Raw genomic sequence first — 22,306 nt, forward strand, 5'->3', positions numbered from 1 at the left:
AAGATGAGCCAGGCGACCGTGAAAGCCGAGGATCTGCCCTACCGTCCCTGCGTCGGCGTCATGATCCTGAACCGCGATGGCCTGGTCTGGGCCGGGCGACGAATCCCCGACGGCAATTCCGAATATGACGGCTCGCCGCAGCTGTGGCAGATGCCCCAGGGTGGCATCGACAAGGGCGAGGATCCCTTGGACGCCGCCTATCGTGAGCTCTATGAGGAAACCGGGATCAGAACGGTGACCCTGCTTGCCGAGGCGAGCAACTGGATCAACTATGATCTGCCGCCGGCGCTGATCGGAATCGGATTGAAAGGAAAGTTCCGCGGCCAGACACAGCGCTGGTTCGCCTTCCGCTTCGAGGGCGACGAAAGCGAGATCGCCATCAACCCGCCGCCGGGCGGTCATGATCCGGAATTCGATGCCTGGGAATGGAAGCCGATGCAGGAGCTGCCCGGCCTGATCGTCCCCTTCAAGCGCGCCGTCTATGACCAGGTGATCGCCGAGTTCCGGCATCTGGCAGCGCTGCAGGCCGAAGACTGAGCCCTATTTGCAGCTGGCAGGTGTGAAATTGAGGATGCCGATCGCGCGGAGCGGCCGGCATTCCCATCCGATTTATTCGGCTTCGTTGGCGGAATCGGCGTTGAGCTGGCCGTATTTGCTCTCGCCGATTTTCTCGAGCAGATCGATCTGCGTTTCGAGGAAGTCGATATGGCCTTCCTCATCCGCCAGCAATTCTTCGAAGAGTTTCATGGAAACGTAGTCGCCGGCCTCGTGACAGATATCGCGCGACTTCTTGTAGGCCGTGCGGGCGTCATATTCGCCGGCAAGATCGGCCTCCAGCACTTCCTTGACGTTCTGGCCGATGCGCAGGGGCGCCAAAGTCTGAAGATTGGGATGGCCTTCGAGGAAGATGATGCGCGCGACAAGCCTGTCGGCATGGTGCATTTCTTCGATGGATTCGGCCCGCTCCTTCTTGGCGAGCTTGGTGTAGCCCCAGTCCTCGAGAAGTCGATAATGAACCCAATATTGATTAACCGCCCCGAGCTCGAGGAACAGTGCCTCGTTAAGCCGCTCGATGACCTTTTTGTCGCCTTTCAATGTCCGCTCTCCTGTTTTCCTCATGGAACTGTTTCAAGCGTGACATGAAATCAAATATTTCGGTCTCCGTCGAGTGGCGACGGGCGTGATATTCCTCGGTCGTCTGGATAATGATATCGACCACATTGGGGAAGCAGCCGCAGCAACGGCCGCGTTTTTCCATGGCGTGGTAGACCTTCGCAGGCACGATAAGCTGCCAACAGTCTTCGTCGAGAAGGTCGGTGATAACCTCCCGGATTTCCTTGTCGGTTATATAATTGCAGCTGCAGACAAGCACGTCTTCATTTCCAAACATGACACTGACTATCGTGTTTTCTGCTAAAGAAGATGGTGGCTGTCAAGAAAAAATTCGAGTCCGGCGCTATCGGGCAGCAGCGATGGGCAGCGCTTGTTGCAAATTATCTAAATCATGGGGGCGATGCCGGGCGGTAACCCCGCACACAATGAAGGCATGTCCGGATGATTCCGACCGGCGCGACGCACATCAATGAAAATTCCGCCCGCGCGGCATGAGTTCGGCGGTTTCCGCCACGCCCGCATGGCGGCCTGCGGCCAGCGCCCGTTTTTCCAATTCCGCCCCCTTCCGCGCGTCGGCGATCTGCCGCTGGTCGCCTCCCGGTCTCAGCACCTCATCCGACCGCTCGCAGGCGCCGAAACGGCGAGCCTCGCGTTGCAGGATGCCGAGCGCCGGTGTCATGTCCTCGATATGCTCGACGACCGTATGGATCACGCCGCTATGGCTTTGCAGCCTGCCGCGGATTTTTACGAGCCGAGCCCCCATGACGATCGCCCGGTATTTGTCGAATATCTTGTTCCAGACGATCGCATTGGCGACCCCGGTCTCGTCCTCTAGCGTCATGAAGATCACGCCCTTGGCCGAACCCGGCCGCTGGCGCACGAGCACCAGACCGGCGATCGTCACCCTCTTTCCGTTCGGCACCGTCAGAAGATCGACATTGCGGGTGATGCCGATCTTCCGGAACTCCTCGCGCAGGAAGGAGACCGGATGCGCTTTCAGCGACAGGGAGAGATAACGATAGTCTTCGATCACCTGCTCTCCCGGCAGCATATCCGGCAGCACCGCCGCGGGCTCTGGCTGAAGGTCGACATGACGGACCTGTTCGAAAAGGGGCAGTTCCTCGGCTGCACTCTTCACATCCAGTGCCCGCACAGCCCAAAGCGCTTCGCGCCGTGATAGATGGATGGATTGGAACGCATCCGCATCCGCCAGCCGCTCGATGATCGATTTCTGCAGGCCGGACCGCAGCCAGAGATCACGCACCGTACTGTATCCTTGACCGCGATTGTCGACGAGCCGTTTCATATCGTCCGACGAGAGACCCTTGATCTGCCGGAAACCGAGCCGCACCGCATGCCGGGTCTTGATGATCCCGCGCATCTCGCCATGCCGGAAATCGACGGCCTTCCGGTCGAAGGCAGCCTCTTCCAGGGTACAATCCCAGTCCGATTCATTGATGTCGACCGGCAGGATCTTTACTCCATGCTCGCGCGCATCCCGCACCAGCTGGGCCGGCGCATAAAACCCCATCGGCTGGGAATTCAGCATCGCCGCGCAGAAGACATCGGGATAATAGGCCTTGAGCCATGAAGAGGCATAAACCAGCAGCGCGAAGGAAGCAGCATGGCTTTCCGGAAAGCCGTACTCACCGAAACCTTTGATCTGATTGAAGCATTGTTTTGCGAACTCGGGATCGTAATCCTTTGAGACCATTCCCTCGATGAAGCGCTTCTCGAAATCGCCGATCGTACCGGTTCGCTTGAATGTCGCCATCGCCCTGCGAAGCTTGTCGGCCTCTGCCGGCCTGAAGCCCGCAGCGGTGATCGCGATCTGCATCGCCTGCTCCTGAAACAGGGGCACGCCGAGGGTTCTTTCGAGGACTGCTTCCAGCTCCTTGCTCGGATATTCGATCGGGATGTTCCTGGCGCGCTGTTCTCGGCGTTTCAGATAGGGATGAACCATATCGCCCTGGATCGGCCCCGGCCGGACAATCGCCACCTCGATGACGAGGTCGTAGAATATCTTCGGCTTCAGGCGCGGCAGCATGCTCATCTGTGCCCGGCTTTCGATCTGGAAGACGCCAAGCGTATCGGCCCGGCCCATCATCTCATAGACCGATTTGCCCTCTTCCCCATGCTCCCTGTTGCCGAGGTCTGCGAGCGTCTTCTTGACATGATAATGTAGTTCAAGCAGCGAAAAGGCCTTCCGCAGGCAGGTCAGCATGCCGAGCGCCAGCACATCCACTTTGAGGATCTTGACGTTGTCGAGATCGTCCTTGTCCCATTCGATCATGTAGCGATCCGGCATCGCCGTCTTCATGATCGGCACGACCTCGTCGAGCCGGTCCCCTGTGATGACGAAGCCGCCGACATGCTGGGTGAGGTGGCGCGGGAAACCGAGAAGCTCGGAGGCATATTGCAGCACATTCCGGGTCACTGGATCCTTGACGTCGAGACCGGCCGCCTTGGCATCCCTCTCGGAAAGATTGTCCTCCGACCAACCCCAGACGAGGCTGCTGATCGCCGACTGAACATCCTCCGACAGGCCGAAGGCCTTGGCGACCTCGCGGCCAGCCGAACGGGTGCGGTAGGTGGTCACTCCCGCCGTCAGCCCGGCATGTTCGATGCCATATCGTCCGTAGATGAACTGGATGACTTCCTCACGCCGGTCATGCTCGAAATCGACGTCGATATCCGGCGGTTCGTCCCGGTCCATCGAAATGAAACGGTCGAAGAGCAGCGTGCTCTTTTGAGGGTCAACTTCCGTTATTTCGAGACAATAACAGATGACCGAATTTGCCGCCGATCCGCGCCCCTGGCACAAGACCTTGAGGTCATAACGGGCGTGTTGGATGATCCTGTGAACAGTCAGGAAGTAGGAGGCGTAGTTCTTATCACCGATGAGTTTCAGTTCATAATCGATCTGCTTTGCCACCTTGGGCGGCACACCCTCGGGATAGCGCTTGACTGCTCCCGCTCTCGTCAGCCTTTCGAGGCTCTCCTGCGGCGTTTCGCCGGGATCGTTTTCAGGCGGATAATTATGCTCCAGTTCCTTCAGTGAAAAGGTCAGCTTGTCGAAAAAGACCCGGGCATTCTCGATCGCACCAGGATAGTCCCGGAAGATCCGGACCATTTCACGTGAATCCTTGAGGTAACGCTCGGCATTCGGCGCCAGCAGGAATCCGGCTTGCGATATCTGGACATGCTCCCGGATCGCGATCACGACATCTGAAAGCGGCCGGCGTTCAGGATGGTGGTAAAGGGGCTGGTTGGTGGCAATCAACGGCACGCGATTTCGGGCGGCAAGCATGGCAAGCACAGCAAAGACCTGCCTGTCGCGACCGTCATAGGCCGGCGACAACGCCATAAAAAAAGCCTTGCGGAACCGTCTGCGAAGCCGCTCCAGATAATCTTCCAGCGTCGACTGGCCCTTATGATGATCGACAAGGGTACGATCCGGAACGAGGGCAAGCATCATCTCGTCTCCCCATTCCATGAGCTCCGCTTCCGTTAGGATGCAGGTTCCCTTGACCGCTTCCTCCTTCAGATTGCCGGCGCTGAGAAGCCGGCAGAGATTTGCCCAACCGCGGCGGTTTCTGGGATAGGCGAGAATGTCGGGCGTATCATCGGAGAAGACGAGACGGGCACCCGGCTGAACCCTGACCGGATCGAGGATTTCCTCGCCTTCCTTCGCCTGAAAATCCGTCTCATGTCTGTTCTTGTATTCCTCCTCGATCTGCAACGCCTGCGCATGCGCCCTGACCACGCCGGCAACCGAATTCCTGTCCGCAATCCCGAGGCCGCCGAGCCGGAGATGGGCGGCCTGTACGACCATCTCCTCGGGGCCGGAGGCGCCTTCGAGAAACGAGAAATTTGTCCTCGCGCCAATCTCGAAGAATGCACGTTCGGCCTTCATGCGAATACCCCGTGCATGAACCAGCGAGGGTCGAGCTCCTGACCATAGAAACCTCGACGATAGATCCAGAAGCGATGTCCGGCCTCATCCTCGATACGGAAATAATCGCGCGCCTCAGCGTCGCTTCCGTCGATCCACCACTCCATGGCAATCCGCTCCGGACCTTCGCTTTTTGCCACTTGATGCTGCATGCGCCGCCAGCGGAAGATCTGCGGCGGGCCATCGGGCACTTCGGCGAGTACGGTCTCGACAGGCTCCGGCGTTGCAAAAAGCCGCAACGGACGCTCTTCGCGGAAAGGGAGAGAACCGCTCTGTTCCGCCTTCCCCCGTCTTGAAAGCTTATCCATCGTCGGAACTGCGATGACGGCGCGTTCCGGCACATGGCTCTCACGGAGTTGGAAGCTTTGCAGGCAATCCGCACCCAGCCGGGCGGAGACACGGTCGACGAAAGCCGAAAGGGAGATTTCTCCCTGACGATCACCCTCGAAATCAGCTTGCGCTTCGTTGAAGGGATCATGCTGCAACACATTCAGCCGCACGATCTCGAAACCATAGCCGGCATCGAGATCGTCATAGACCGCCTGCAGTCGTTCGGAAAAAAGCCCGGCGATAAATTTCGGTTCGCGAAGCGGTTGCGAAGCGCCGACGGAAATACGGAAGACCCTGCCGTCGACGCGGAATAGAACCAATTCGAACACTCGCCCGCCGGCGCCTCGTGCCTCCAGCGACGGCTGCAGCGACACGGCGACTTGCCTGGTGACGGCAAGGATCTGTTCCTCCGTTCCGATGGGCTCGATCAGGCGGCTTTCGGCCGAAAGGCTGGCGACAGGGCGACGGGGCGAAACCGGTTCTTCTTCATGCCCTAGCGTCTGGTCGAGACGCAGCAGCAATTCCGGCCCGAACCGGCGGGTCAGCGGCGCCCGCGGCGCATTGATGACGTCGCCGATATATTTCAGGCCGAGCTTCTTCAACGCATCGACGGTTTGCGCTTGCAGCCGCAAGGCTGCAATCGGCAAAGACATCAGCACACGCTCCGTCTCCTCATCCCCGATCACGCCGCTTTGCCCGAAACGCGACACGGCCCAGGAAAGGCCCGGCGACGATGAGATCGCGCCGCGCGCATCGATCCCCATATGAAAGAGCCGCGACAGAACATCCTTGAGAAGCGCCTTCTCACCGCCGAAAAGATGCGTGCAGCCGGTAATGTCGAGAAACAGACCGTCCTTGCCGTCGAACGCCACCAAAGGCGTATAGCGGTCGCACCAGTCGGCAATTGCCTCCAGCAGCCGGCGGTCGGCGGCCGGATCCTCTTCCACCACCTCGAGCGTCGGATACATGGCGCGCGCCTCGGCAACGCCCTGCTCATTTTTGAGCCCCAGCCGCTCGGCCAATTCGTCCAGTGCCGTCAGCCGCATGGCATTGTTGAGCTTGGCCGAACAGACGATGGGCGGCGCCTCAGGACGCTCTTTCGAACGCCAGGAGGGCCCCCATCGCCTGCGGGCGATACGGTCGGTTGGCAGATGCGGGAAGCTGAGCGCCAGAATGCGCTGACTGTTCGCCTGGAGGACGAATGAGGTTTGGCTCGGTGACAGGGAAAAATTCGCGTTCATGGGGGCTCCACTCCAGGAGAAAGGAGAGCGGGGCCGGATTGCGGCTCTTCTCCAGCGTGAGACGGAAAATCGGATTGCCGATGCTGCCGGAAAGCTTCGATCCGTCCGGCAACGGCCGCAGACCAGACGGTCCCGGTTCGACATGCAGGCGCAAGGCCGCACTGCTGGCCTCCTCCGCCCCTGCCTGCCGCACGAGAAAGAGCGGACGGCGGGCAGCATGCGCCCTGAGACTGAGCCTGCGGCTTTCGGTCAGGCCGAAATGGACAGGATTGCCCCGCACTTCGAGGATGACGGCCGAGAAAGCAGCGCTTTCCACTGCCGCCTCCGCCAGCCAGAGCGCTTCGTCCAGCTTGCGCGGCGCGGCATGGAGAAATCGCTCAGGGCTCAACCCGAAATCCCGAAGCCCGGGAGCATAGGGACGGCCGGCCTCCAGCGTACCGACTGCATCGCCGATCCAGAGCAACGGCATGAGCCTGCCGGCATCCGATTCCTGTTTCTGCAGCCGCGCGGCAACAGCCATCGCCAGTCCGCTTGCCGCGCCGGCGTCGCGAGACAGCGCGGAACGGAATTCGGTAATCGCATCGAGGGGCAGGCCGCCCTCCAGCGCCCGATCGAGAAGCTCCACCCCGAACGGCAGGGATGGCAGAATGCGCTCCTGGCGCGTCTTGCGTCCTTCCGCCAAAGCTTCCCGCTCCGCGGCCGCAAATGCCGGCGCGGGCTTTCCTTCCAGTCTGGCAATGGTTTCGCGGAGCGCAAAAAGCCGCTCGCGCGCCAGGGCGTTCTGCGCCATGGCGTTCACTCCGATCCGTCTTGTTCCTGTTATGTTCTTATAGATTCCAGAGGACTAATGAAGAGTCAACATTCATTTTCTATGAATTTATTCCTGCCTTTGATTCCGCACTCGAAAATCGGCAATAAAGGTTCTATATGGGCCCGCAAAGGAAGGAATATTCATGGCCCGCATAGACCAGAGCGATGATTGGCGGGACCGCCATGCGCCGACGATCAGCACCTTCGAGTCGCTGGCCATGGAGGCCTACAGCCATCTGCCGGATGAGTTCCGTCAGCTGACGACCAATCTCACGATCGAGATCGAGGATTTCCCCGATGACGACGTTTTCGAGGACATGGCGCTGGAAACGCCTTTCGATCTGCTCGGCCTTTTCGAGGGCAGAGGCATTTCCGAACGTTTTACCGTGGAAACCGGCGAGATGCCGAACCGCATCCGCCTCTACCGGCGCCCCATCCTCGATTATTGGGCCGAGAATGACGAAACGCTCGGCGATATCATCACCCATGTCCTGATCCACGAGATCGGCCACCATTTCGGGCTGAGCGACGATGATATGGAGCGGATCGAGGCCAGCGCCGAAGAAGCCGCGGAGCGTTAGGCTTCTATCGTGGAATTAAGTCCTTACTGCTCGGAGAGCTTCATTTCCGGATCGTAATCCTTGCCTTCGACGATCTTGACGACGGCTTGGCCGCACTGCATCGCGCCGGTTGCGGCATTGAAGGCATAGGTCGGCGAACCCTCCAGCGACCAGCCCTTGTTGAGGGCGGCAGTGACCTTGTGGCAGAAGGACGCGTCGTCGGGACCGGTTAGGAAGCGGTAGAGTTTCATCAGGCGGGCTTTCTTGCAGACATAAGGCGAGCTTTATGAACCAGAGCCTCGGCCTGGACAAGATGCAGCCGTTCGATCATCCGTCCGTTGGCATTGATGACGTTGAGGCCCCTGGCGTCAGGATCGGCAAAAGCTGATATGACCGCCTCGGCTTCCGCAATCTCCTCCGCACTTGGTCCGAAATGCCGGTTGGCGGGCTCGATCTGCGAGGGATGGATCAGCATCTTGCCGGCAAAACCCATGGCGCGGCCCTGACTGCATTCGGCGTCGAAGCCTTCGGCATCCTTAAAATCGTTGAAGACGCTGTCGATCGCATCGAGCCCATAGGCCCTGACCGCAAGGACGACCTGCATCAGCCACGGCACGAGATAGCTCCGTCCCGGTTGGGGAAGCACGCCAGTTTCCTTGCGCAGGTCATTAAGCCCGACGACGAGGCAATCGAGCCTTGCACCCGGCGTGCGGCCGGCTCCGGCGATCGCTCCGACATTCAGCACACCGCGCGGTGTCTCGATCATCGCCCAGATGCGCAGCGCCTCCGGCGCCTCCGCATCGGCAAGCAGATCGCTGATATCAGTGACATCGCCAGGCTCGTCCACCTTCGGCAGGAGAACGGCGTCGGGCAAAAGCGCCTTGACCAGATCGAAGTCAGCTGCTCCGAATTCGGATGACAAAGAATTGATGCGGATGATCCTTTCCTTATCCGCAAGCGGCGGGCCGGCAAAAAAGGCGCGCAGATTTTCCCGCGCCTGCCCCTTCTTTTCGGGCGCGACGGAATCCTCCAGGTCGAAAATAACCGCATCGCAATCAAGGGAATGGCTCTTTTCAAGCGCCCGGAGATTGATGGCGGGCACGCTCAGCACCGAGCGGCGCAGATGCAGGGAACGGAGAGGTATAGTTCGGCTCATCACTCATTAGTGCCAAGCTTCACAAAGCCCGGCAAGACAACAAAAAGCCATGCTTGCCTTGCAGAGAGAAAAAAGAAGAACCACATTCCTTTCTGTAGAAAGGTATCAAACCGATGCAGAACATTCGCTCCATCTTCTTCATGCTTGCCGGCGCCACCGTTTTTGTCGCCATGCTGCTTCTCACCTTTTCGGTGACGCTTGCCGTCGGCGGCATCCTTACCGTGCTCATGGTCGGCCGCGCCCTTTCGATGAAGATGAAGCCCGCTCCGGTCCGCGCCAAGGCAAACAACGGCCAACGCGAAATGCGCATCTGGAACGACGGTCGCGGCACGATCATCGATCTCTGAGCGTTCTGCATTCAAAAACCTGACCGACATTGTCGGATCATGCTTCCATGATACGTCTTTGAGGCAGCCAGGCACTCAGCCGGCGCTCAGAAACGATGGAGGACGAGCATGGATACGACGACGGAAAACAATCCGGTTAAGATGCCGCCGGTCAAGAATGGCCTGCTGCCCTATCTGACGGTCGATGGCGCGGTGAAGGCCGCGGAATTTTACATGAAGGCCTTCGGCGCCGAAGAGGCGCATCGGGTGCCGGTCGACGAGAGCGGCCGCACCATGCATATTCATCTCTACATCAACGGCAGCTCCCTCATGCTGGCAGATGCCTATCCCGAATACGGCCATCCCTTCAAAGGCCATGAAGGCTTCGCCATCCAGCTGGTCATCGACGATATCGATTTCTGGTGGGATCGCGCGGTGGCCGCCGGCGCCGAAGTCGTCATGCCGATCGAACTGATGTTCTGGGGCGACCGCTACGGCCAGCTTCGCGATCCTTTCGGCGTGCTTTGGGGCCTGAACGCCCCGACCAAGTAAGAACGCGCGCACTCTTGCGGCCGCGCGAAACGTCGCGCGGCCGCGATTTTAGAAAGATTCTCCTTCATTTCGGCGGAAAACTGGACTAGATGCACATCCAGGAAAGTACATTTGCTGAAATGGAGCATGGGTCATGGATAAATTCGTGAAGCTCACGGGCGTTGCGGCGCCCCTGCCGGTCGTCAACATCGACACCGACATGATCATTCCGAAGGATTATCTGAAGACCATCAAGCGCACCGGCCTCGGCACCGGCCTTTTCGCCGAAGCCCGTTATAACGAAGACGGCTCGGAAAATCCCGATTTCGTGCTGAACAAGCCAGCCTATCGTGATGCCAAGATCCTCGTCGCCGGCGACAATTTCGGCTGCGGTTCCTCGCGCGAACACGCGCCCTGGGCGCTGCTCGATTTCGGCATCCGCTGCGTGATCTCCACCAGCTTCGCCGACATTTTCTACAATAACTGCTTCAAGAACGGCATCCTGCCGATCAAGGTCAGCCAGGAAAACCTCGACAAGCTGATGGACGACGCCTCGCGCGGCTCCAACGCCATCCTGACCGTCGACCTGGAAAACCTGGAAATCACCGGCCCCGACGGCGGCTCGATCAAATTCGATCTCGACGAGTTCAAGCGCCACTGCCTGCTGAACGGCCTCGACGATATCGGCCTGACGCTGGAAAAGGGCAAGGCGATCGACGAGTTCGAAAAGAAGAACGCCGCTTCGCATCCCTGGGCCGCTTAAGCTCCCAATTCAATGATGACGATCGAGCCGGGCTTTCGCCCGGCTTTTTCTTTGGTCCAAGCATGTCGCGCAAAAGTGTGCAGCGGTTTGCGGCTACGACATTCTTCAACAAAGAACCTAAAGCGCAATCAGCAAATCCGAAAGAACGCGCTTTAGAGATCAGAGAAACTTCTCTTTCCAGAGCCTCAGCTTTTCCAGCGACACGCCGATGCCGCCGCAGACTTCGATCAGAGGATTGTCGAAGCGCGCAAGCAGCCCTGCATGCACGTCGGCAACAGCAAGGGCGGCACCGCAGGCCGGCTCGACCAGAATGCGCTGCGCATCGGCAAACTTCAGGCAGGCGGCAACGGCATCGGCATCGCTGACGAGAACGCTTTCAATCGGATGCTGTTTCGGCAGGTCGAAGACATGCTGGGCCACCTGCCGCGCGCCGAGCGATGTGGCGATCGAGGTGATGGCAGGCAGGGTAATGCGCTCATTTGCTTTCAGGCTTTCATGCAGCGAAGCCGCCCACTCGGTTTCGACGGCAATCACAGGCACGTCGGGCAGCCCGTTTCGCTTTAGCCCCTCGACAATGCCGGCAAGCAGCCCGCCGCCGCCGACGCTGGTGATGACGCAGTCGAATTCCGCACCCTTCATCACCACCTCGTCGATCAGCGTCGCATGGCCATCCCACAGAATTGGATGATCAAAAGGATGCACATAGCTTGCCTTGCGGCTGCGGGCGAGTTCGACCGCATAGGCATTGGCTTCGTCGAAAACGGCGCCGTGCACGAGGACATTGGCGCCGGTTGCCGCAACCGTCTGCCGCACATCGGCCGTCGTCGTCTCCGGCACGACGATCGTGACCGGCACGCCGAGCGCCCGGCCGGCATAGGCCGCGGCAATGCCGGCATTGCCGCCGGAAGCGCAGAAGATCTCGCGCGCGCCATTTTCCACCTCGTGCTGGCAAAGCCGGCCGACGCCGCGCAGCTTGAAGCTGCCGGAGGGCTGCAGCGCATCGAGTTTCAGCCAGAGAGGCTTGCTACTGGCGCTGTAGTCGGGGGCGGTCCGAACCAGCGGCGTGTCAAGATGGAGAGGTGCGAAAGCCATGGGAGAATATCCTGGAAATAAAAGTGTGGCGACCGTTCTAATGCGTTTGCCGGTCCAGGAGCAACCATTGCGGCCGGCGGCGAAGCGTACCGATTCAGGCCTTCTCTCGCTTGAAATGCCTATTTCCGGGGTCTAAGAAGCCGCAGCTTGTTTTTCCAGGAGGGCTTCATGACAGCGCGCAATCTTTTCCTGCTGCCGGGTGACGGCATCGGTCCCGAGGCCATGGGCGAGGTCCGCAAGATCATCGCCTATATGAACGAGGCGATGGATGCCGGTTTTGTCACCGACGAAGGCCTTGTCGGCGGCTCGGCTTATGATGCCCATGGCGCGGCGATCTCGGAAACCGACATGCAGAAGGCGCTTGCCGCCGATGCCGTTCTGTTCGGCGCCGTTGGCGGCCCGAAATGGGATAGCGTGCCTTATGAAGTACGTCCGGAAGCCGGCCTGCTTCGCCTGCGCAAGGATCTGCAACTTTTCGCCAACCTGCGTCCCGCCATCTGCTATCCGGCCCTTGCCTCGGCCTCGTCGCTGAAGCCGGAACTGGTCGAAGGCCTCGACATCCTGATCATCCGCGAGCTGACCGGCGGCGTCTATTTCGGCGAACCGAAGGAAATCATCGATCTCGGCAACGGCCAGAAGCGCGGCATCGACACGCAGGTCTACGATACCTACGAGATCGAACGCATCGCCGGCGTCGCATTCGAAATGGCCCGCACGCGTCAGAACCGCGTCTGCTCCATGGAAAAGCGCAACGTCATGAAGTCGGGCGTGCTCTGGAACCAGGTGGTGACCGAGACGCACAAGGCGAAATATTCCGACGTTCAGCTCGAACATATGCTGGCCGATGCCGGCGGCATGCAGCTGGTGCGCCAGCCCAAACAGTTCGACGTCATCGTCACCGACAATCTCTTCGGCGACATGCTCTCCGACGTCGCCGCCATGCTGACCGGCTCGCTCGGCATGCTGCCCTCAGCCTCGCTCGGCGCCCCTGACGGCAAGACCGGCAAGCGCAAGGCGCTCTATGAGCCGGTGCATGGCTCGGCCCCCGACATTGCCGGTAAGGGCATCGCAAATCCGATCGCCATGATCGCCTCCTTTGCCATGTGCCTGCGTTACTCCTTCAATCTGGTCAAGGAAGCCGACAACCTGGAAAGGGCAATCGCCAACGTGCTTGACAAAGGCATCCGCACCGGCGACATCATGGCCGACGGCTGCAAACAGGTCGGCACCGTAGAAATGGGCGATGCGATCCTTGCCGAGTTCAAGGCGCTTTCCGCCTGATATATTTCACGTGAAACAGTTTCCCGCCCTTCGCATTGCGCATGCGGAGGGCTTTTTTATGGATGAACAATCCTGGGTTCAGTCGAATTAGCCAAAACGGGCTATCCTTGGCCATAATCTCGTGTATTTTTGCGCCGGATTTCGCGAGTGCATACTCAGCCATCGGATGAATTTCCGGTTTATGCGCCACAAAGTGATAGAGCGCCTGTCGGACGCGCCGCGCTCGAGGCTATTTTGAACGGACGACTAAATGCGGGCATTTTGGACTTCCCTGGACAGGCGCTGGCGCCGGAGCGACGCTGCCATGCCGCCTTTGCGCTGGCAGGCCTGCCTCTTCATCACCATCAATGCCGTGATCCTTTCCATGCTGCTCTTCGATGCGCCGCTCGGCGCCAGCGAGCCTCCTGAATCGGTGAAGCAGCTTGGCGAGCTCCTGACCGGTTTCGGCGATTCCGCCTGGCTGATCCTTACCAGCATCCTGCTCTTCTTTCAGGGCAGGGCGGGCTACAAGCTCTTGAAGACGGCGCGAGCCAGGGCTCAGGCACTCTATGTCAGCTGGATCGGCGCCTATCTCTTCGCCGCGGTCGTTTTCTCAGGGCTCCTCGCCAATCTTTTGAAGCGGGCGATCGGAAGAGCCCGACCCGATCACTTCCATGATTACGGCATGTTTTCTTTCACGCCCTTTTCGGGCCATTCCGCTTTCGAAAGCTTTCCCTCCGGCCATTCCACCACGGTCGGCGCCTTCTTTGCGGCCTTCGCGCTTCTGTTTCCGCGCTACCGCGTTGCCTTCATCGCCTGCGCCATCTGGCTCGGCATGACGCGTGTCATGGTCGGCGCCCATTATCCGAGCGATGTCATCGCCGGCCTTGCCTTCGGCGGCTGGTTCTCGCTGTTGATGGCCATCGTCTTTGCCCGCTGCGGTTTGCTCTTCAAACTGGCGCCCGACGGCTGGCCGCTCGCCAAGCGCCTATTTCCTGATATGGAAAAGCCCGGCGCCATGTGAGCGCCGGGCCGTTTCTCGAGCTTCTCAGACGCGAGTGCGTCATCAATCCATCGCGTGGATATCCCTGTTCTTCGTTTCCGGCAGGAAGATCAGGCCGATCACCAGGGTGATCGCCGCAAAGACGATCGGATACCAGAGACCGTAATAGATATCGCCCGCCGCAGCGCTCATCGCGAAGGCCGTTGCCGGCAGCAGGCCGCCGAACCAGCCGTTGCCGATGTGATAAGGCAGCGACATGCCGGTATAGCGGATACGGGTCGGGAACAGCTCGACCAGAAGTGCGGCGATCGGGCCGTAGACCATCGTCACATAGAGCACGAGGACAAACAGGATCGCAACCGTGCCGACCCAGTTAACGCGGGCAGGATCGGCGGTCATGGCGAAGTTGCCGCCATTGGCGATGGTATAGACCGCCATGTCGGTGACGCCATTGGCCTCATCCGCCGTCAGCAGCTTGCCTTCGACCAGCTTGGCCGCCGGCATGGTTTCCTTCGCGCCGGCGCGGATAGCTTCGGCATTGAGCGCCAGTTCCGGATTGGCGGCGATGAAGGCATCGAGCTTGGCATCCGGCACCTTGGCGACACCGCGTTTCAGCGGGTAGCCGGCATCGTTGAGCGCTATGTTGACGCTCTTTTCGAAGGCGGCGGTCATAGCCTTCGCCTTGTCTCCGGCGGCAGCGGCGTCAAAGCTCGGAACCGTCGCGTTACCAACCTTCACCGTCGCCGGCTGCCCGGCAGGGCCGGCCACGACGTCATAAGGCACCGAGTTCTTCGTCAGGAACGCCGTCGCCACGTCGCAGGAGCTGGTGAATTTCGCCGTGCCCGTCGGGTTGAACTGGAACTTGCAGTCCGCCGGGTCGGCCGTGACCGTCGCGCGGATCGAGGCCTGCGCTTCGGCAAGCGCCGGGTTTGCCGTCCAGGTCATCGCCTTGAATAGCGGATTATAGGTCACCGCGGCGATGAGAAGACCGGCCATGATGATCGGCTTGCGGCCGATCCTGTCGGAGAGAGCGCCGAAGATGACGAAGAACGGCGTTCCAAGCAGAAGCGAGATCGCGACCATGATGTTGGCCGATTGCAGATCCACCTTCAGCACGTTCTGCAGGAAGAACAATGCATAGAACTGACCGCCGTACCAGACGACCGCCTGGCCCATGGTGGCACCGAGAAGCGCGATGATCGCGATCTTGGCGTTGCGCCATTGGCCGAAAGCTTCGGTCAGCGGCGCCTTGGAGCCTTTGCCTTCCGCCTTCATGCGCTGGAATGCCGGCGACTCGTTCATCTTCAGACGAATCCAGACGGAAATGCCGAGCAGGACGACTGAGACCAGGAACGGAATGCGCCAGCCCCAGGCGGCGAATTGAACCGGACCCATGATGGACTGAACCAGAATGATGACGATCAGCGACAGGAACAGGCCGAGCGTTGCCGTCGTCTGGATCCACGAGGTGAAGTAGCCGCGGCGCCCGTTCGGCGCATGTTCGGCGACATAGGTTGCCGCACCGCCATATTCACCGCCAAGGGCCAGGCCCTGCAGCAAGCGCAAGCCGATCAGGATGATCGGGGCTGCAATGCCGATCGTGGCGGCACCCGGCAGAATGCCGACGAGGAAGGTCGACATGCCCATGATCAGGATCGTCACCAGGAAGGTGTATTTGCGGCCGACAAGATCGCCGAGACGGCCGAATACCAGCGCGCCGAAGGGACGCACGAGGAAGCCGGCGGCAAAGGCGAGCAGCGTAAAGATGTTACGAGTCGCCTCGGGATATTGGGTGAAGTAGGTTGCGCCGATATAGGTGGCGAGCGAACCGTAAAGATAGAAATCATACCATTCGAAAACGGTGCCGAGCGAAGAGGCGAAGATGACCTTCTTCTCCTCGCCGGTCATCGGACCGGCCTTCGCGCCGTCGATGCTTGCAACATTTGCCATTGTCTGTCCTCCACAGAGTGATGAGCAACGCGCGCGGCCTACTCTCCTCAAGCATACCCCTGGCCGCGACACGCCTGACGGGAGTGTGCCAGAAACGGCAGATCAAAAAGAGGGATGCTTTGGGATTATGACTTTAGTCTAACAGCAGGGCGCTTTGTCGCGCGCATCGCGCTCCGTTGGAAGGAAGTTTGACTGCGGCTTGCGATCTGGACCGTTACGCTCTCAGCGCCCGCGCCGGCAATTGCCGGTAGGCGAGCAGTGCCGCCGCCAGCCCGGTGGCTTCACGGGCGAAGCCGACCGGCATGGCGGTACCGCTCGTCTCCGAGCCGAACGTGATGCGTCGGTCGAGGCGGCCCGCGAGGCGCTGGTCGTGCGAAACGATGATCAGCGTGCTGCCTTCGGCAACGGCAAGATCGAGGATCAGATAAAGGCGGCGAGAAGCATACGCATGGAAAACCCCGTTTTCGTTGCAGATATTAACAACCGGGTCGGGATACCGCAGGACGGCGCCGCTCCTTCCGCCTGGCAGCTGTCGGCGCAAAAACCTTGACTCCTATGGAAAACCTTCTAAGAGCAACAGCGGAAAAGGAATCTCCATGGTTCGCGACGAACACGCCATTGCCGCATGCAGTGACCGGGCACGGGTTGCCGGGGTGGATATTGCCGTTCCGGTTTCTGCCAAAACCAAGGCCAAAACGACGACGAAAACCGTCTGACGTCTCTGGCCTGCCGCTCTCTCCCCGGCTCGGCTGGGGACAGGAAGACGCGATCCGTCGCGCCTTCCCCCTCACCGGACCAGAGGAGAGAAGAGAAAGAGAGCTTGAGAAATGGGTTTCAAAGTAGCAATTGCGGGAGCGACCGGAAATGTCGGCCGGGAGATGCTCAACATCCTCTCCGAACGAGGCTTCCCCGCCGATGAGGTCGTGGCGCTCGCCTCGGCGCGTTCGCAGGGCACCGAGGTGTCCTATGGTGACCGGACATTGAAGGTCTCCAATCTGGAGAACTACGATTTCTCCGACACCGACATCTGCCTGATGTCGGCCGGCGGCGAGGTTTCCAAGAAGTTCTCACCAAAGATCGGCCAGCAGGGCTGCGTCGTTATCGATAATTCTTCGGCCTGGCGCTACGACGCCGACGTGCCGCTGATCGTGCCGGAAGTGAACCCGGATGCCATCAGCCAGTTCACCAAGCGCAACATCATCGCCAACCCGAATTGCTCAACCGCCCAGCTGGTGGTGGCGCTGAAGCCGCTGCACGACTTCGCCAAGATCAAGCGCGTCGTCGTCTCGACCTACCAGTCCGTCTCCGGTGCGGGCAAGGACGGCATGGACGAACTCTTCAACCAGACACGCGCCGTCTTCGTCGCCGATCCGATCGAGAACAAGAAGTTCACCAAGCGCATCGCCTTCAACGTCATCCCGCACATCGACAGCTTCATGGAGGATGGCTACACCAAGGAAGAGTGGAAGGTGCTGGCCGAGACGAAGAAGATGCTCGATCCGAAGATCAAGGTGACCTGCACCGCCGTGCGCGTACCTGTTTTCATCGGCCATTCGGAATCGGTTAACATCGAGTTCGAAAACGAGATCACCGCCGACCAGGCCCGCGACATCCTGCGCGACGCGCCGGGCTGCCTCGTCATCGACAAGCGCGAGAACGGCGGCTACATCACGCCCTATGAATCCGCCGGCGAAGATGCGACCTACATTTCGCGCATCCGCGAGGACGCGACGGTCGAAAACGGCCTCAATATGTGGGTGGTTTCCGACAACCTCCGCAAGGGCGCAGCGCTGAACGCCATCCAGATCGCCGAGCTGCTCGTCAATCGCGGCCTGGTCAAGCCGCGCAAGCAGGCCGCCTGATACCATTTGTAAACCATAAGATGTTAAAGCCCTGCTCGGTGAGCGGGGCTTTTCCGGGCAAATACAACTGTATAAGCGATCGCTAAAAGGTGATCGTGACAAAATCGCGAGTGGCTGGCATCCTCTTGCCCGCCTGAAAGCTATGCAGATCGAGAGTGGGGTTTCTCAATGCGCATGACAAAGTTGTTTCTGGCGGCCGCTGCGGCAATGGGCCTTCTCCATGCGGTACCGGCGTTCGCGCAAGGACCAGAATGCGGCAATACCAGTGCCGGCTTCGACGCCTGGGTCGCCGATTTCAAACAGACGGCAGCCGCGAACGGCGTCAGCCAGTCGGTGCTCAGCCGCGCCTTCGCCAACGTCAACTACAACAAGCCGACGATCGCCGCCGACCGCGGCCAGAAAAGCTTCAAGCTCTCCTTCGACGCCTTCATGCAGAAGCGCGGTGGTGCTGCAATCATCTCCCGCGGCCGTTCGATGAAGGCAGCCAACCAGGCGCTTTTTGCCTCGCTCGAGCGTCGCTTCGGCGTTCCCGCCGGCCCGCTGATCGCCATCTGGGGCATGGAGACCGGTTTTGGCAGCTATATGGGCAATCAGCATACGCTGTCGGCGGTTTCAACGCTTGCCTATGACTGCCGTCGTTCGGAATATTTCACCGACCAGCTCTATGCCGCGCTTCAGCTCGTCTCGGAGGGGTATCTGAGCCCGCAGGCCAAGGGTGCCGCCCATGGTGAAATCGGCCAGACGCAGTTCCTGCCGAGGAACGTCGTGCGTTTCGGCGCCGACGGCGACGGCGACGGCCGTGTCGATATGGTCGCCTCCCGTGCCGATGCGCTGGCCTCGACCGCCAATTTTCTCAAGGGCCACGGCTGGCGGGCCGGTGCCGGCTATCAGCCGGGAGAGCCGAATTTCGCTGCCATCCAGGGCTGGAACGCTGCAAGCGTCTATCAGCAGGCAATTGCCCATATCGGCCAGCAGATCGACGGCGGCAGATAGGCCTTCATAGACAACGATCTCCCAAAACGCCGCTGAAGATGCGGCGTCTTTCATAGGCGGGAATCGAAACCACCGCCGGAGGCCGTCTTGCGGCGCTCCTCCTGCAGCGGAGCCGGCACGACCGGCCCGGAAACAACGCAGTTGCGGCCGGACGCCTTGGCGGCGTAAAGCGCCAGATCTGCGCGTTTGACAAGATCCTCGAAGTTCCGGCTTGCGCCGTTGTTTGCCCGGCCGGCGCATCCGAAACTCGCCGTGACTTTGAGCAGCTCGCCGCTCGGTAAAGGGATTTCCGCCATCTCGATCGCCAGCCGCACCCGCTCGGCGACGATGGCAGCGTCGTCTGGCGTCGAATCGGGCAGAAGCGCCAGGAACTCCTCGCCGCCGTGACGCACCAGCAGATCGAAGGATCGGAAATTCTCGCGCGCGATGCTCGCGACATGGCGAAGCACGGCGTCGCCGGCGTCATGACCGTTGACATCGTTGATCTTCTTGAAATGATCGAGATCGAACAGCACGACGGATATCCACCGCGATCCGTGTTCAGCCTGGGTGAGGAGCGCCGATGCGGCGACCTCGAAGCCGCGCCTGTTGTACAGGCCGGTCAAGAGGTCGGTCTGGGCGGCATTGCGCAACTCCCCCACCAGCGCCTCGCGATCCTGCGTCAGCCGGTCGATCAGGCGCAGACCCCTTGCCGCCAGCACCATCACCAGGGTGGCGAGGATGAGCAGACCAGCGCACAGCGCCAGGATCCGCGTCAAATGCAGGTGCGAACGCGTCGAAAAATTCTCGCCGGTGTCGTGAATATCTCGAGCGGCTTCGATCATCTTCTGCTGCAGGAAGCTCATGCGTTCGTTCTGCGCCGTGGCCCAGACGTCACGGACTGCGCGCGTCGGCCGCGATCCGGCGAGGATCGCATCGGTGATGGCATTCGCCTTTACCTGGCTGCTGCGACCGAGATAGCCGACGATATCGCGCTCGACCGACGTCGCGGAATGGAAGACCATGTGATCCATACCCTCGCCGATCATCACTTTTCCCTGCACGAACAGCTCCACCGGAAATCTGCCGGAAGGGCCGCGGTCGAGGTAACGCGTGCCGATCCCGGTGATCAGCCTTTCGCCGTAGTAGGTCAGCATGATGCCCATCAGCTGGTTGGATTTCTCGAGCAGCACCGGATCGTTGATCAGCGGGGAGAGCGCATCGACGACGGCAAGCTGCTTGAGAGCCGCGTACCAATAGATGGAACCGGGATCGCTGCCGACATAACGACCTTGATCGACGGCGCTTCGGGCGGCGACGATGCGGCTATAGGCGAGGCTGAGAGCCGACAATTCGTCCAGGAGCCCTTCGTCAAGCGCATCGCGGGAAGGCAAGCTGGCGTGAAAAGCCAGGCGTTCGTTGTCGAGCGTTGCCCGGCTGCGCTGCATGTCGATCGCGGTGCTGCTGCTGGGATGGGCGAGATAGCGGCGCGTGGCGCCGATTTCACTCAGGATCTCCGTGGCGGCGATGGACCCGCCGCGGGCAAGCACGTCGGCGAACTGCCGGTCTTTCTCGAGGTTCCGGTATTGTGTCAGCGAAGTCCGGATGACGACGACGCCTTCGATGAGCATGAAGAAGAAGGGCAGCATGATGGCTGCCAGAATAACCTTTTTGATGGTTTCGAACTTCATCGCCAATCGCCACGTCAAGACGTCGGTCGTGCGCGACCAATTCAGGGAGCTTAACAACAATCCTTAAAAAACTGATAAACCCGTTGATCCCTAGATTTCGGGGCGAATGAAATCACGTGTTTCGGCGTCCATGACCCAGAGTTCACCCGTCGATATGTCGAACCAGGCGCCGTGGAGATGCATTTTTCCCGCTTCCTCGAGCGCCTTGATGTCGGGAAAGCTTCTGAGATTGTCGATCGAATTGCGGATCGAGACACGCTCCAGCGCCGTCTGCCGCTCGGCGGCCGTCATCACGTCATTGCTCTGGATCTGCTCGGCTGCCGGTTTGACCAGCGACATCCAGCGACCGATGAAATCGCCCGGCGACAGCGGCTCGACGTTCGGATCGAGCGCGGCACGGATGCCGCCGCAGCGGCCATGACCCATCACCACGATATCCGAGACCTTCAGCGCCTGCACCGCAAATTCAAGAGCGGCCGACGTCGAATGAAAATGGCCGTCCGGCTCGTAGGGCGGCACCATATTGGCGACGTTGCGAATGACGAAAAGCTCACCAGGGCCGGCATCGAAGATCAGTTCGGGAGCTGCGCGTGAATCCGAACAGGCAATGACCAACGTGCTCGGGCTCTGGCCATTTTCGGCCAGCTGCCGATATCGGTCGCGGGCATCGGCATAACGCCCGTTCATAAAGTTGCGATAACCGTCGAGAAGGGTGTTTGGAAAACGCTGCATGCTTCTGGATTAGCGCGCGCGGAAGACAAGATCAACTGCTGCACCGCAAAATGAGCAAGCTGGCAGGCGCGTCAGTTTTTCCGCCGCTGCGCGGGGTGGACGAGCCGCCGCATCTGCACCATGGCCATCGGCGTCGAAAGGCTGGACGCGTCGCTTGCCAGCATCAACTCGTTGCTGCCGCGCTTGACCGCACGCGCCAGCACTTCGAACACGCTGGCGGTGGCAAGCTGCAACGCCTTTTCATCCTCGAGACCGGATAGCAGGCGCGACAGGAAAACCGCGGCGAGCAGGTCGCCGAGACCATTCGGCGGGTTCTCGACGACGCGGTGCTCGGCAAGAAGTGCGTGACGGCCGGAAAGGTAGAGGTTGCCGGTACCACCCGCCATCATCGGCACCGCCGAGGTGACGAGCATCCGTGACGGCCCGAGCGCCAGCGCCGCCTCCATGATCGCGCTATTGTCGTCAAGCGCCGCTCCGGACAGCCAGGCGAGCTCGTAACGATTCGGCGTCGCCAGCGAAGCGAGCGGGATGAGATGGTCACGAATGGCCTCGGCCGTGGCCTCCGGCACGTAGAGCCCGCCGAGGTCGCCCATGACAGGATCGCAGACATAGAGCAGTTCGGGATTGTTCTGGCGAAGAATAGCGATCAGCCGGGCGACGGAGCGCGCCTGGGCGGCATTGCCGAAATAGCCCGAAAGCACCGCCCGGACTTCACCGATCCAGGGCGCACGGATTAGATCGTTGATCGCCGCGTCGAAATCGGCTTCCGCAAATGTCAGCCGCGTCGAACGGCCATGGCCGGGATGCCAAGGCAAAACGATGGTCGGCAGCGCCCAGACCGGATGACCGAGCGTCTCCAGCGCAAACACAGCCGCCCGGTTGCCGACCGAGCCGCGCACGACATGGCTGGAAATGACGATGACTGCGCCCGCTGCATTTTCCGACATGATACCGAGGTC

General features: G+C 60.4%; 21 protein-coding genes and 2 pseudogenes. 10 read left to right on the forward strand and 13 right to left on the reverse strand.

Annotation, left to right across the window (positions count from 1 at the left end; all coding sequences use genetic code 11):
* Window positions 1-3 precede the first annotated feature (3 nt).
* On the forward strand, window positions 4-537 hold the full coding sequence (locus A7X77_RS16640) for an RNA pyrophosphohydrolase (protein ID WP_064683951.1): 534 nt from the start codon (window positions 4-6) through the stop codon (window positions 535-537).
* A gap of 72 nt (window positions 538-609) precedes the next feature.
* On the opposite strand, the gene bfr is transcribed toward A7X77_RS16640, so the two are convergent.
* From bfr to A7X77_RS33960, 5 genes and pseudogenes are all read right to left on the reverse strand, one after another.
* On the reverse strand, window positions 610-1,095 hold the full coding sequence (gene bfr / locus A7X77_RS16645) for a bacterioferritin (protein WP_064683952.1): 486 nt from the start codon (window positions 1,093-1,095) through the stop codon (window positions 610-612).
* Window positions 1,061-1,460 (reverse strand): annotated as a pseudogene (locus tag A7X77_RS32395) ((2Fe-2S)-binding protein). Before A7X77_RS32395 ends, bfr begins: the two are co-directional and overlap by 35 nt.
* A 119-nt stretch (window positions 1,461-1,579) precedes the next feature.
* The gene (locus tag A7X77_RS16655; RefSeq protein WP_064683954.1) at window positions 1,580-5,029 is read right to left on the reverse strand and encodes an error-prone DNA polymerase; all 3,450 of its coding nucleotides are present in this window, start codon (window positions 5,027-5,029) and stop codon (window positions 1,580-1,582) included.
* A complete protein-coding gene (locus tag A7X77_RS16660; RefSeq protein WP_280950337.1) occupies window positions 5,026-6,573 on the reverse strand; it encodes a Y-family DNA polymerase in 1,548 nt (515 codons plus the stop codon). Before A7X77_RS16660 ends, A7X77_RS16655 begins: the two co-directional genes overlap by 4 nt.
* The gene (locus A7X77_RS33960) at window positions 6,485-7,429 is read right to left on the reverse strand and encodes an ImuA family protein (protein ID WP_064683956.1); all 945 of its coding nucleotides are present in this window, start codon (window positions 7,427-7,429) and stop codon (window positions 6,485-6,487) included. Before A7X77_RS33960 ends, A7X77_RS16660 begins: the two co-directional genes overlap by 89 nt.
* Window positions 7,430-7,592: 163 nt before the next feature.
* Between A7X77_RS33960 and A7X77_RS16670 the strand changes: the two genes are divergently transcribed.
* Window positions 7,593-8,030 carry a metallopeptidase family protein gene (locus A7X77_RS16670; protein WP_008528622.1) on the forward strand — a complete coding sequence of 146 codons (438 nt, stop codon included), beginning with the start codon at window positions 7,593-7,595 and terminating at the stop codon, window positions 8,028-8,030.
* A gap of 23 nt (window positions 8,031-8,053) precedes the next feature.
* Here A7X77_RS16670 and A7X77_RS16675 read toward each other — a convergent pair whose 3' ends face one another.
* Both A7X77_RS16675 and A7X77_RS16680 read right to left on the reverse strand, forming a co-directional pair.
* Window positions 8,054-8,260: a DUF1737 domain-containing protein gene (locus tag A7X77_RS16675; RefSeq protein WP_064683957.1), complete on the reverse strand. Its 207-nt coding sequence runs from the start codon at window positions 8,258-8,260 to the stop codon at window positions 8,054-8,056.
* Entirely contained in the window at window positions 8,260-9,165 is a 906-nt protein-coding gene (locus tag A7X77_RS16680) for an HpcH/HpaI aldolase/citrate lyase family protein (RefSeq protein WP_064683958.1), read from the reverse strand. The genes A7X77_RS16675 and A7X77_RS16680 overlap by 1 nt, the downstream gene beginning before the upstream one ends.
* Before the next feature lie 113 nt (window positions 9,166-9,278).
* On the opposite strand from A7X77_RS16680, the gene A7X77_RS16685 reads away from it, so the two are divergent.
* The 3 genes from A7X77_RS16685 (at window position 9,279) to leuD (ending at window position 10,785) form a co-directional block, all read left to right on the forward strand.
* Window positions 9,279-9,512, forward strand: coding sequence for a hypothetical protein (locus tag A7X77_RS16685; RefSeq protein WP_010028885.1), 234 nt, complete (start codon window positions 9,279-9,281; stop codon window positions 9,510-9,512).
* Window positions 9,513-9,620: 108 nt separating this feature from the next.
* Complete coding sequence (locus A7X77_RS16690) at window positions 9,621-10,043, forward strand: VOC family protein (protein WP_064683959.1); 423 nt, start codon at window positions 9,621-9,623, stop codon at window positions 10,041-10,043.
* 133 nt (window positions 10,044-10,176) lie between these two features.
* Window positions 10,177-10,785 (forward strand): 3-isopropylmalate dehydratase small subunit, encoded by a 609-nt coding sequence (leuD, locus tag A7X77_RS16695; RefSeq protein WP_064683960.1) that lies wholly within the window; start codon window positions 10,177-10,179, stop codon window positions 10,783-10,785.
* Window positions 10,786-10,944: 159 nt separating this feature from the next.
* Here the strand turns inward: leuD and A7X77_RS16700 are convergent, their stop codons facing one another.
* Window positions 10,945-11,877, reverse strand: a complete 933-nt coding sequence (locus A7X77_RS16700) for a pyridoxal-phosphate dependent enzyme (RefSeq protein WP_064683961.1) — start codon at window positions 11,875-11,877, stop codon at window positions 10,945-10,947.
* A gap of 168 nt (window positions 11,878-12,045) precedes the next feature.
* On the opposite strand from A7X77_RS16700, the gene leuB reads away from it, so the two are divergent.
* Both leuB and lpxE read left to right on the forward strand, forming a co-directional pair.
* Complete coding sequence (leuB, locus tag A7X77_RS16705; RefSeq protein WP_064683962.1) at window positions 12,046-13,158, forward strand: 3-isopropylmalate dehydrogenase; 1,113 nt, start codon at window positions 12,046-12,048, stop codon at window positions 13,156-13,158.
* Between the two features lie 250 nt (window positions 13,159-13,408).
* Entirely contained in the window at window positions 13,409-14,161 is a 753-nt protein-coding gene (gene lpxE, locus A7X77_RS16715) for a lipid A 1-phosphatase LpxE (protein WP_197486851.1), read from the forward strand.
* 42 nt (window positions 14,162-14,203) lie between these two features.
* Here the strand turns inward: lpxE and A7X77_RS16720 are convergent, their stop codons facing one another.
* Together A7X77_RS16720 and A7X77_RS34420 are read right to left on the reverse strand one after the other, a co-directional pair.
* Window positions 14,204-16,090 carry an MFS transporter gene (locus tag A7X77_RS16720; RefSeq protein WP_064683965.1) on the reverse strand — a complete coding sequence of 629 codons (1,887 nt, stop codon included), beginning with the start codon at window positions 16,088-16,090 and terminating at the stop codon, window positions 14,204-14,206.
* Window positions 16,091-16,412: 322 nt separating this feature from the next.
* A pseudogene (locus A7X77_RS34420) lies at window positions 16,413-16,514 on the reverse strand (ABC transporter ATP-binding protein); the annotation flags it as partial.
* 49 nt (window positions 16,515-16,563) lie between these two features.
* Between A7X77_RS34420 and A7X77_RS33530 the strand changes: the two are divergent.
* The 3 genes from A7X77_RS33530 (at window position 16,564) to A7X77_RS16735 (ending at window position 18,945) form a co-directional block, all read left to right on the forward strand.
* Window positions 16,564-16,806: a hypothetical protein gene (locus tag A7X77_RS33530; protein WP_064683999.1), complete on the forward strand. Its 243-nt coding sequence runs from the start codon at window positions 16,564-16,566 to the stop codon at window positions 16,804-16,806.
* A gap of 111 nt (window positions 16,807-16,917) precedes the next feature.
* Window positions 16,918-17,952, forward strand: coding sequence for an aspartate-semialdehyde dehydrogenase (locus A7X77_RS16730; protein ID WP_064683966.1), 1,035 nt, complete (start codon window positions 16,918-16,920; stop codon window positions 17,950-17,952).
* A 168-nt stretch (window positions 17,953-18,120) separates the two neighbouring features.
* A complete protein-coding gene (locus tag A7X77_RS16735; protein ID WP_064683967.1) occupies window positions 18,121-18,945 on the forward strand; it encodes a lytic murein transglycosylase in 825 nt (274 codons plus the stop codon).
* A gap of 50 nt (window positions 18,946-18,995) precedes the next feature.
* On the opposite strand, the gene A7X77_RS16740 is transcribed toward A7X77_RS16735, so the two are convergent.
* The 3 genes from A7X77_RS16740 to pdxY form a co-directional block, all read right to left on the reverse strand.
* A complete protein-coding gene (locus A7X77_RS16740; protein ID WP_064683968.1) occupies window positions 18,996-20,615 on the reverse strand; it encodes a GGDEF domain-containing protein in 1,620 nt (539 codons plus the stop codon).
* A gap of 90 nt (window positions 20,616-20,705) precedes the next feature.
* Entirely contained in the window at window positions 20,706-21,347 is a 642-nt protein-coding gene (locus tag A7X77_RS16745) for a carbonic anhydrase (protein WP_064683969.1), read from the reverse strand.
* Window positions 21,348-21,418: 71 nt separating this feature from the next.
* A complete protein-coding gene (gene pdxY / locus A7X77_RS16750; protein WP_064683970.1) occupies window positions 21,419-22,294 on the reverse strand; it encodes a pyridoxal kinase PdxY in 876 nt (291 codons plus the stop codon).
* Window positions 22,295-22,306 lie beyond the last annotated feature (12 nt).

It is taken from the genome of Rhizobium bangladeshense, from assembly GCF_001662075.1.
GTDB lineage: Bacteria > Pseudomonadota > Alphaproteobacteria > Rhizobiales > Rhizobiaceae > Rhizobium > Rhizobium bangladeshense_B.

Coding starts and splice junctions, on each gene's coding strand:
- A7X77_RS16640 (WP_064683951.1), top strand. CDS start 4: ATGAGCCAGGCGACCGTGAAAGCCGAGGATCTGCCCTACCGTCCCTGC.
- A7X77_RS16655 (WP_064683954.1), bottom strand. CDS start 5,029: ATGAAGGCCGAACGTGCATTCTTCGAGATTGGCGCGAGGACAAATTTC.
- A7X77_RS33960 (WP_064683956.1), bottom strand. CDS start 7,429: ATGGCGCAGAACGCCCTGGCGCGCGAGCGGCTTTTTGCGCTCCGCGAA.
- A7X77_RS16670 (WP_008528622.1), top strand. CDS start 7,593: ATGGCCCGCATAGACCAGAGCGATGATTGGCGGGACCGCCATGCGCCG.
- A7X77_RS16675 (WP_064683957.1), bottom strand. CDS start 8,260: ATGAAACTCTACCGCTTCCTAACCGGTCCCGACGACGCGTCCTTCTGC.
- A7X77_RS16680 (WP_064683958.1), bottom strand. CDS start 9,165: ATGAGCCGAACTATACCTCTCCGTTCCCTGCATCTGCGCCGCTCGGTG.
- A7X77_RS16685 (WP_010028885.1), top strand. CDS start 9,279: ATGCAGAACATTCGCTCCATCTTCTTCATGCTTGCCGGCGCCACCGTT.
- A7X77_RS16690 (WP_064683959.1), top strand. CDS start 9,621: ATGGATACGACGACGGAAAACAATCCGGTTAAGATGCCGCCGGTCAAG.
- leuD (WP_064683960.1), top strand. CDS start 10,177: ATGGATAAATTCGTGAAGCTCACGGGCGTTGCGGCGCCCCTGCCGGTC.
- A7X77_RS16700 (WP_064683961.1), bottom strand. CDS start 11,877: ATGGCTTTCGCACCTCTCCATCTTGACACGCCGCTGGTTCGGACCGCC.
- leuB (WP_064683962.1), top strand. CDS start 12,046: ATGACAGCGCGCAATCTTTTCCTGCTGCCGGGTGACGGCATCGGTCCC.
- lpxE (WP_197486851.1), top strand. CDS start 13,409: ATGCGGGCATTTTGGACTTCCCTGGACAGGCGCTGGCGCCGGAGCGAC.
- A7X77_RS16720 (WP_064683965.1), bottom strand. CDS start 16,090: ATGGCAAATGTTGCAAGCATCGACGGCGCGAAGGCCGGTCCGATGACC.
- A7X77_RS16730 (WP_064683966.1), top strand. CDS start 16,918: ATGGGTTTCAAAGTAGCAATTGCGGGAGCGACCGGAAATGTCGGCCGG.
- A7X77_RS16735 (WP_064683967.1), top strand. CDS start 18,121: ATGCGCATGACAAAGTTGTTTCTGGCGGCCGCTGCGGCAATGGGCCTT.
- A7X77_RS16740 (WP_064683968.1), bottom strand. CDS start 20,615: ATGAAGTTCGAAACCATCAAAAAGGTTATTCTGGCAGCCATCATGCTG.
- A7X77_RS16745 (WP_064683969.1), bottom strand. CDS start 21,347: ATGCAGCGTTTTCCAAACACCCTTCTCGACGGTTATCGCAACTTTATG.
- pdxY (WP_064683970.1), bottom strand. CDS start 22,294: ATGTCGGAAAATGCAGCGGGCGCAGTCATCGTCATTTCCAGCCATGTC.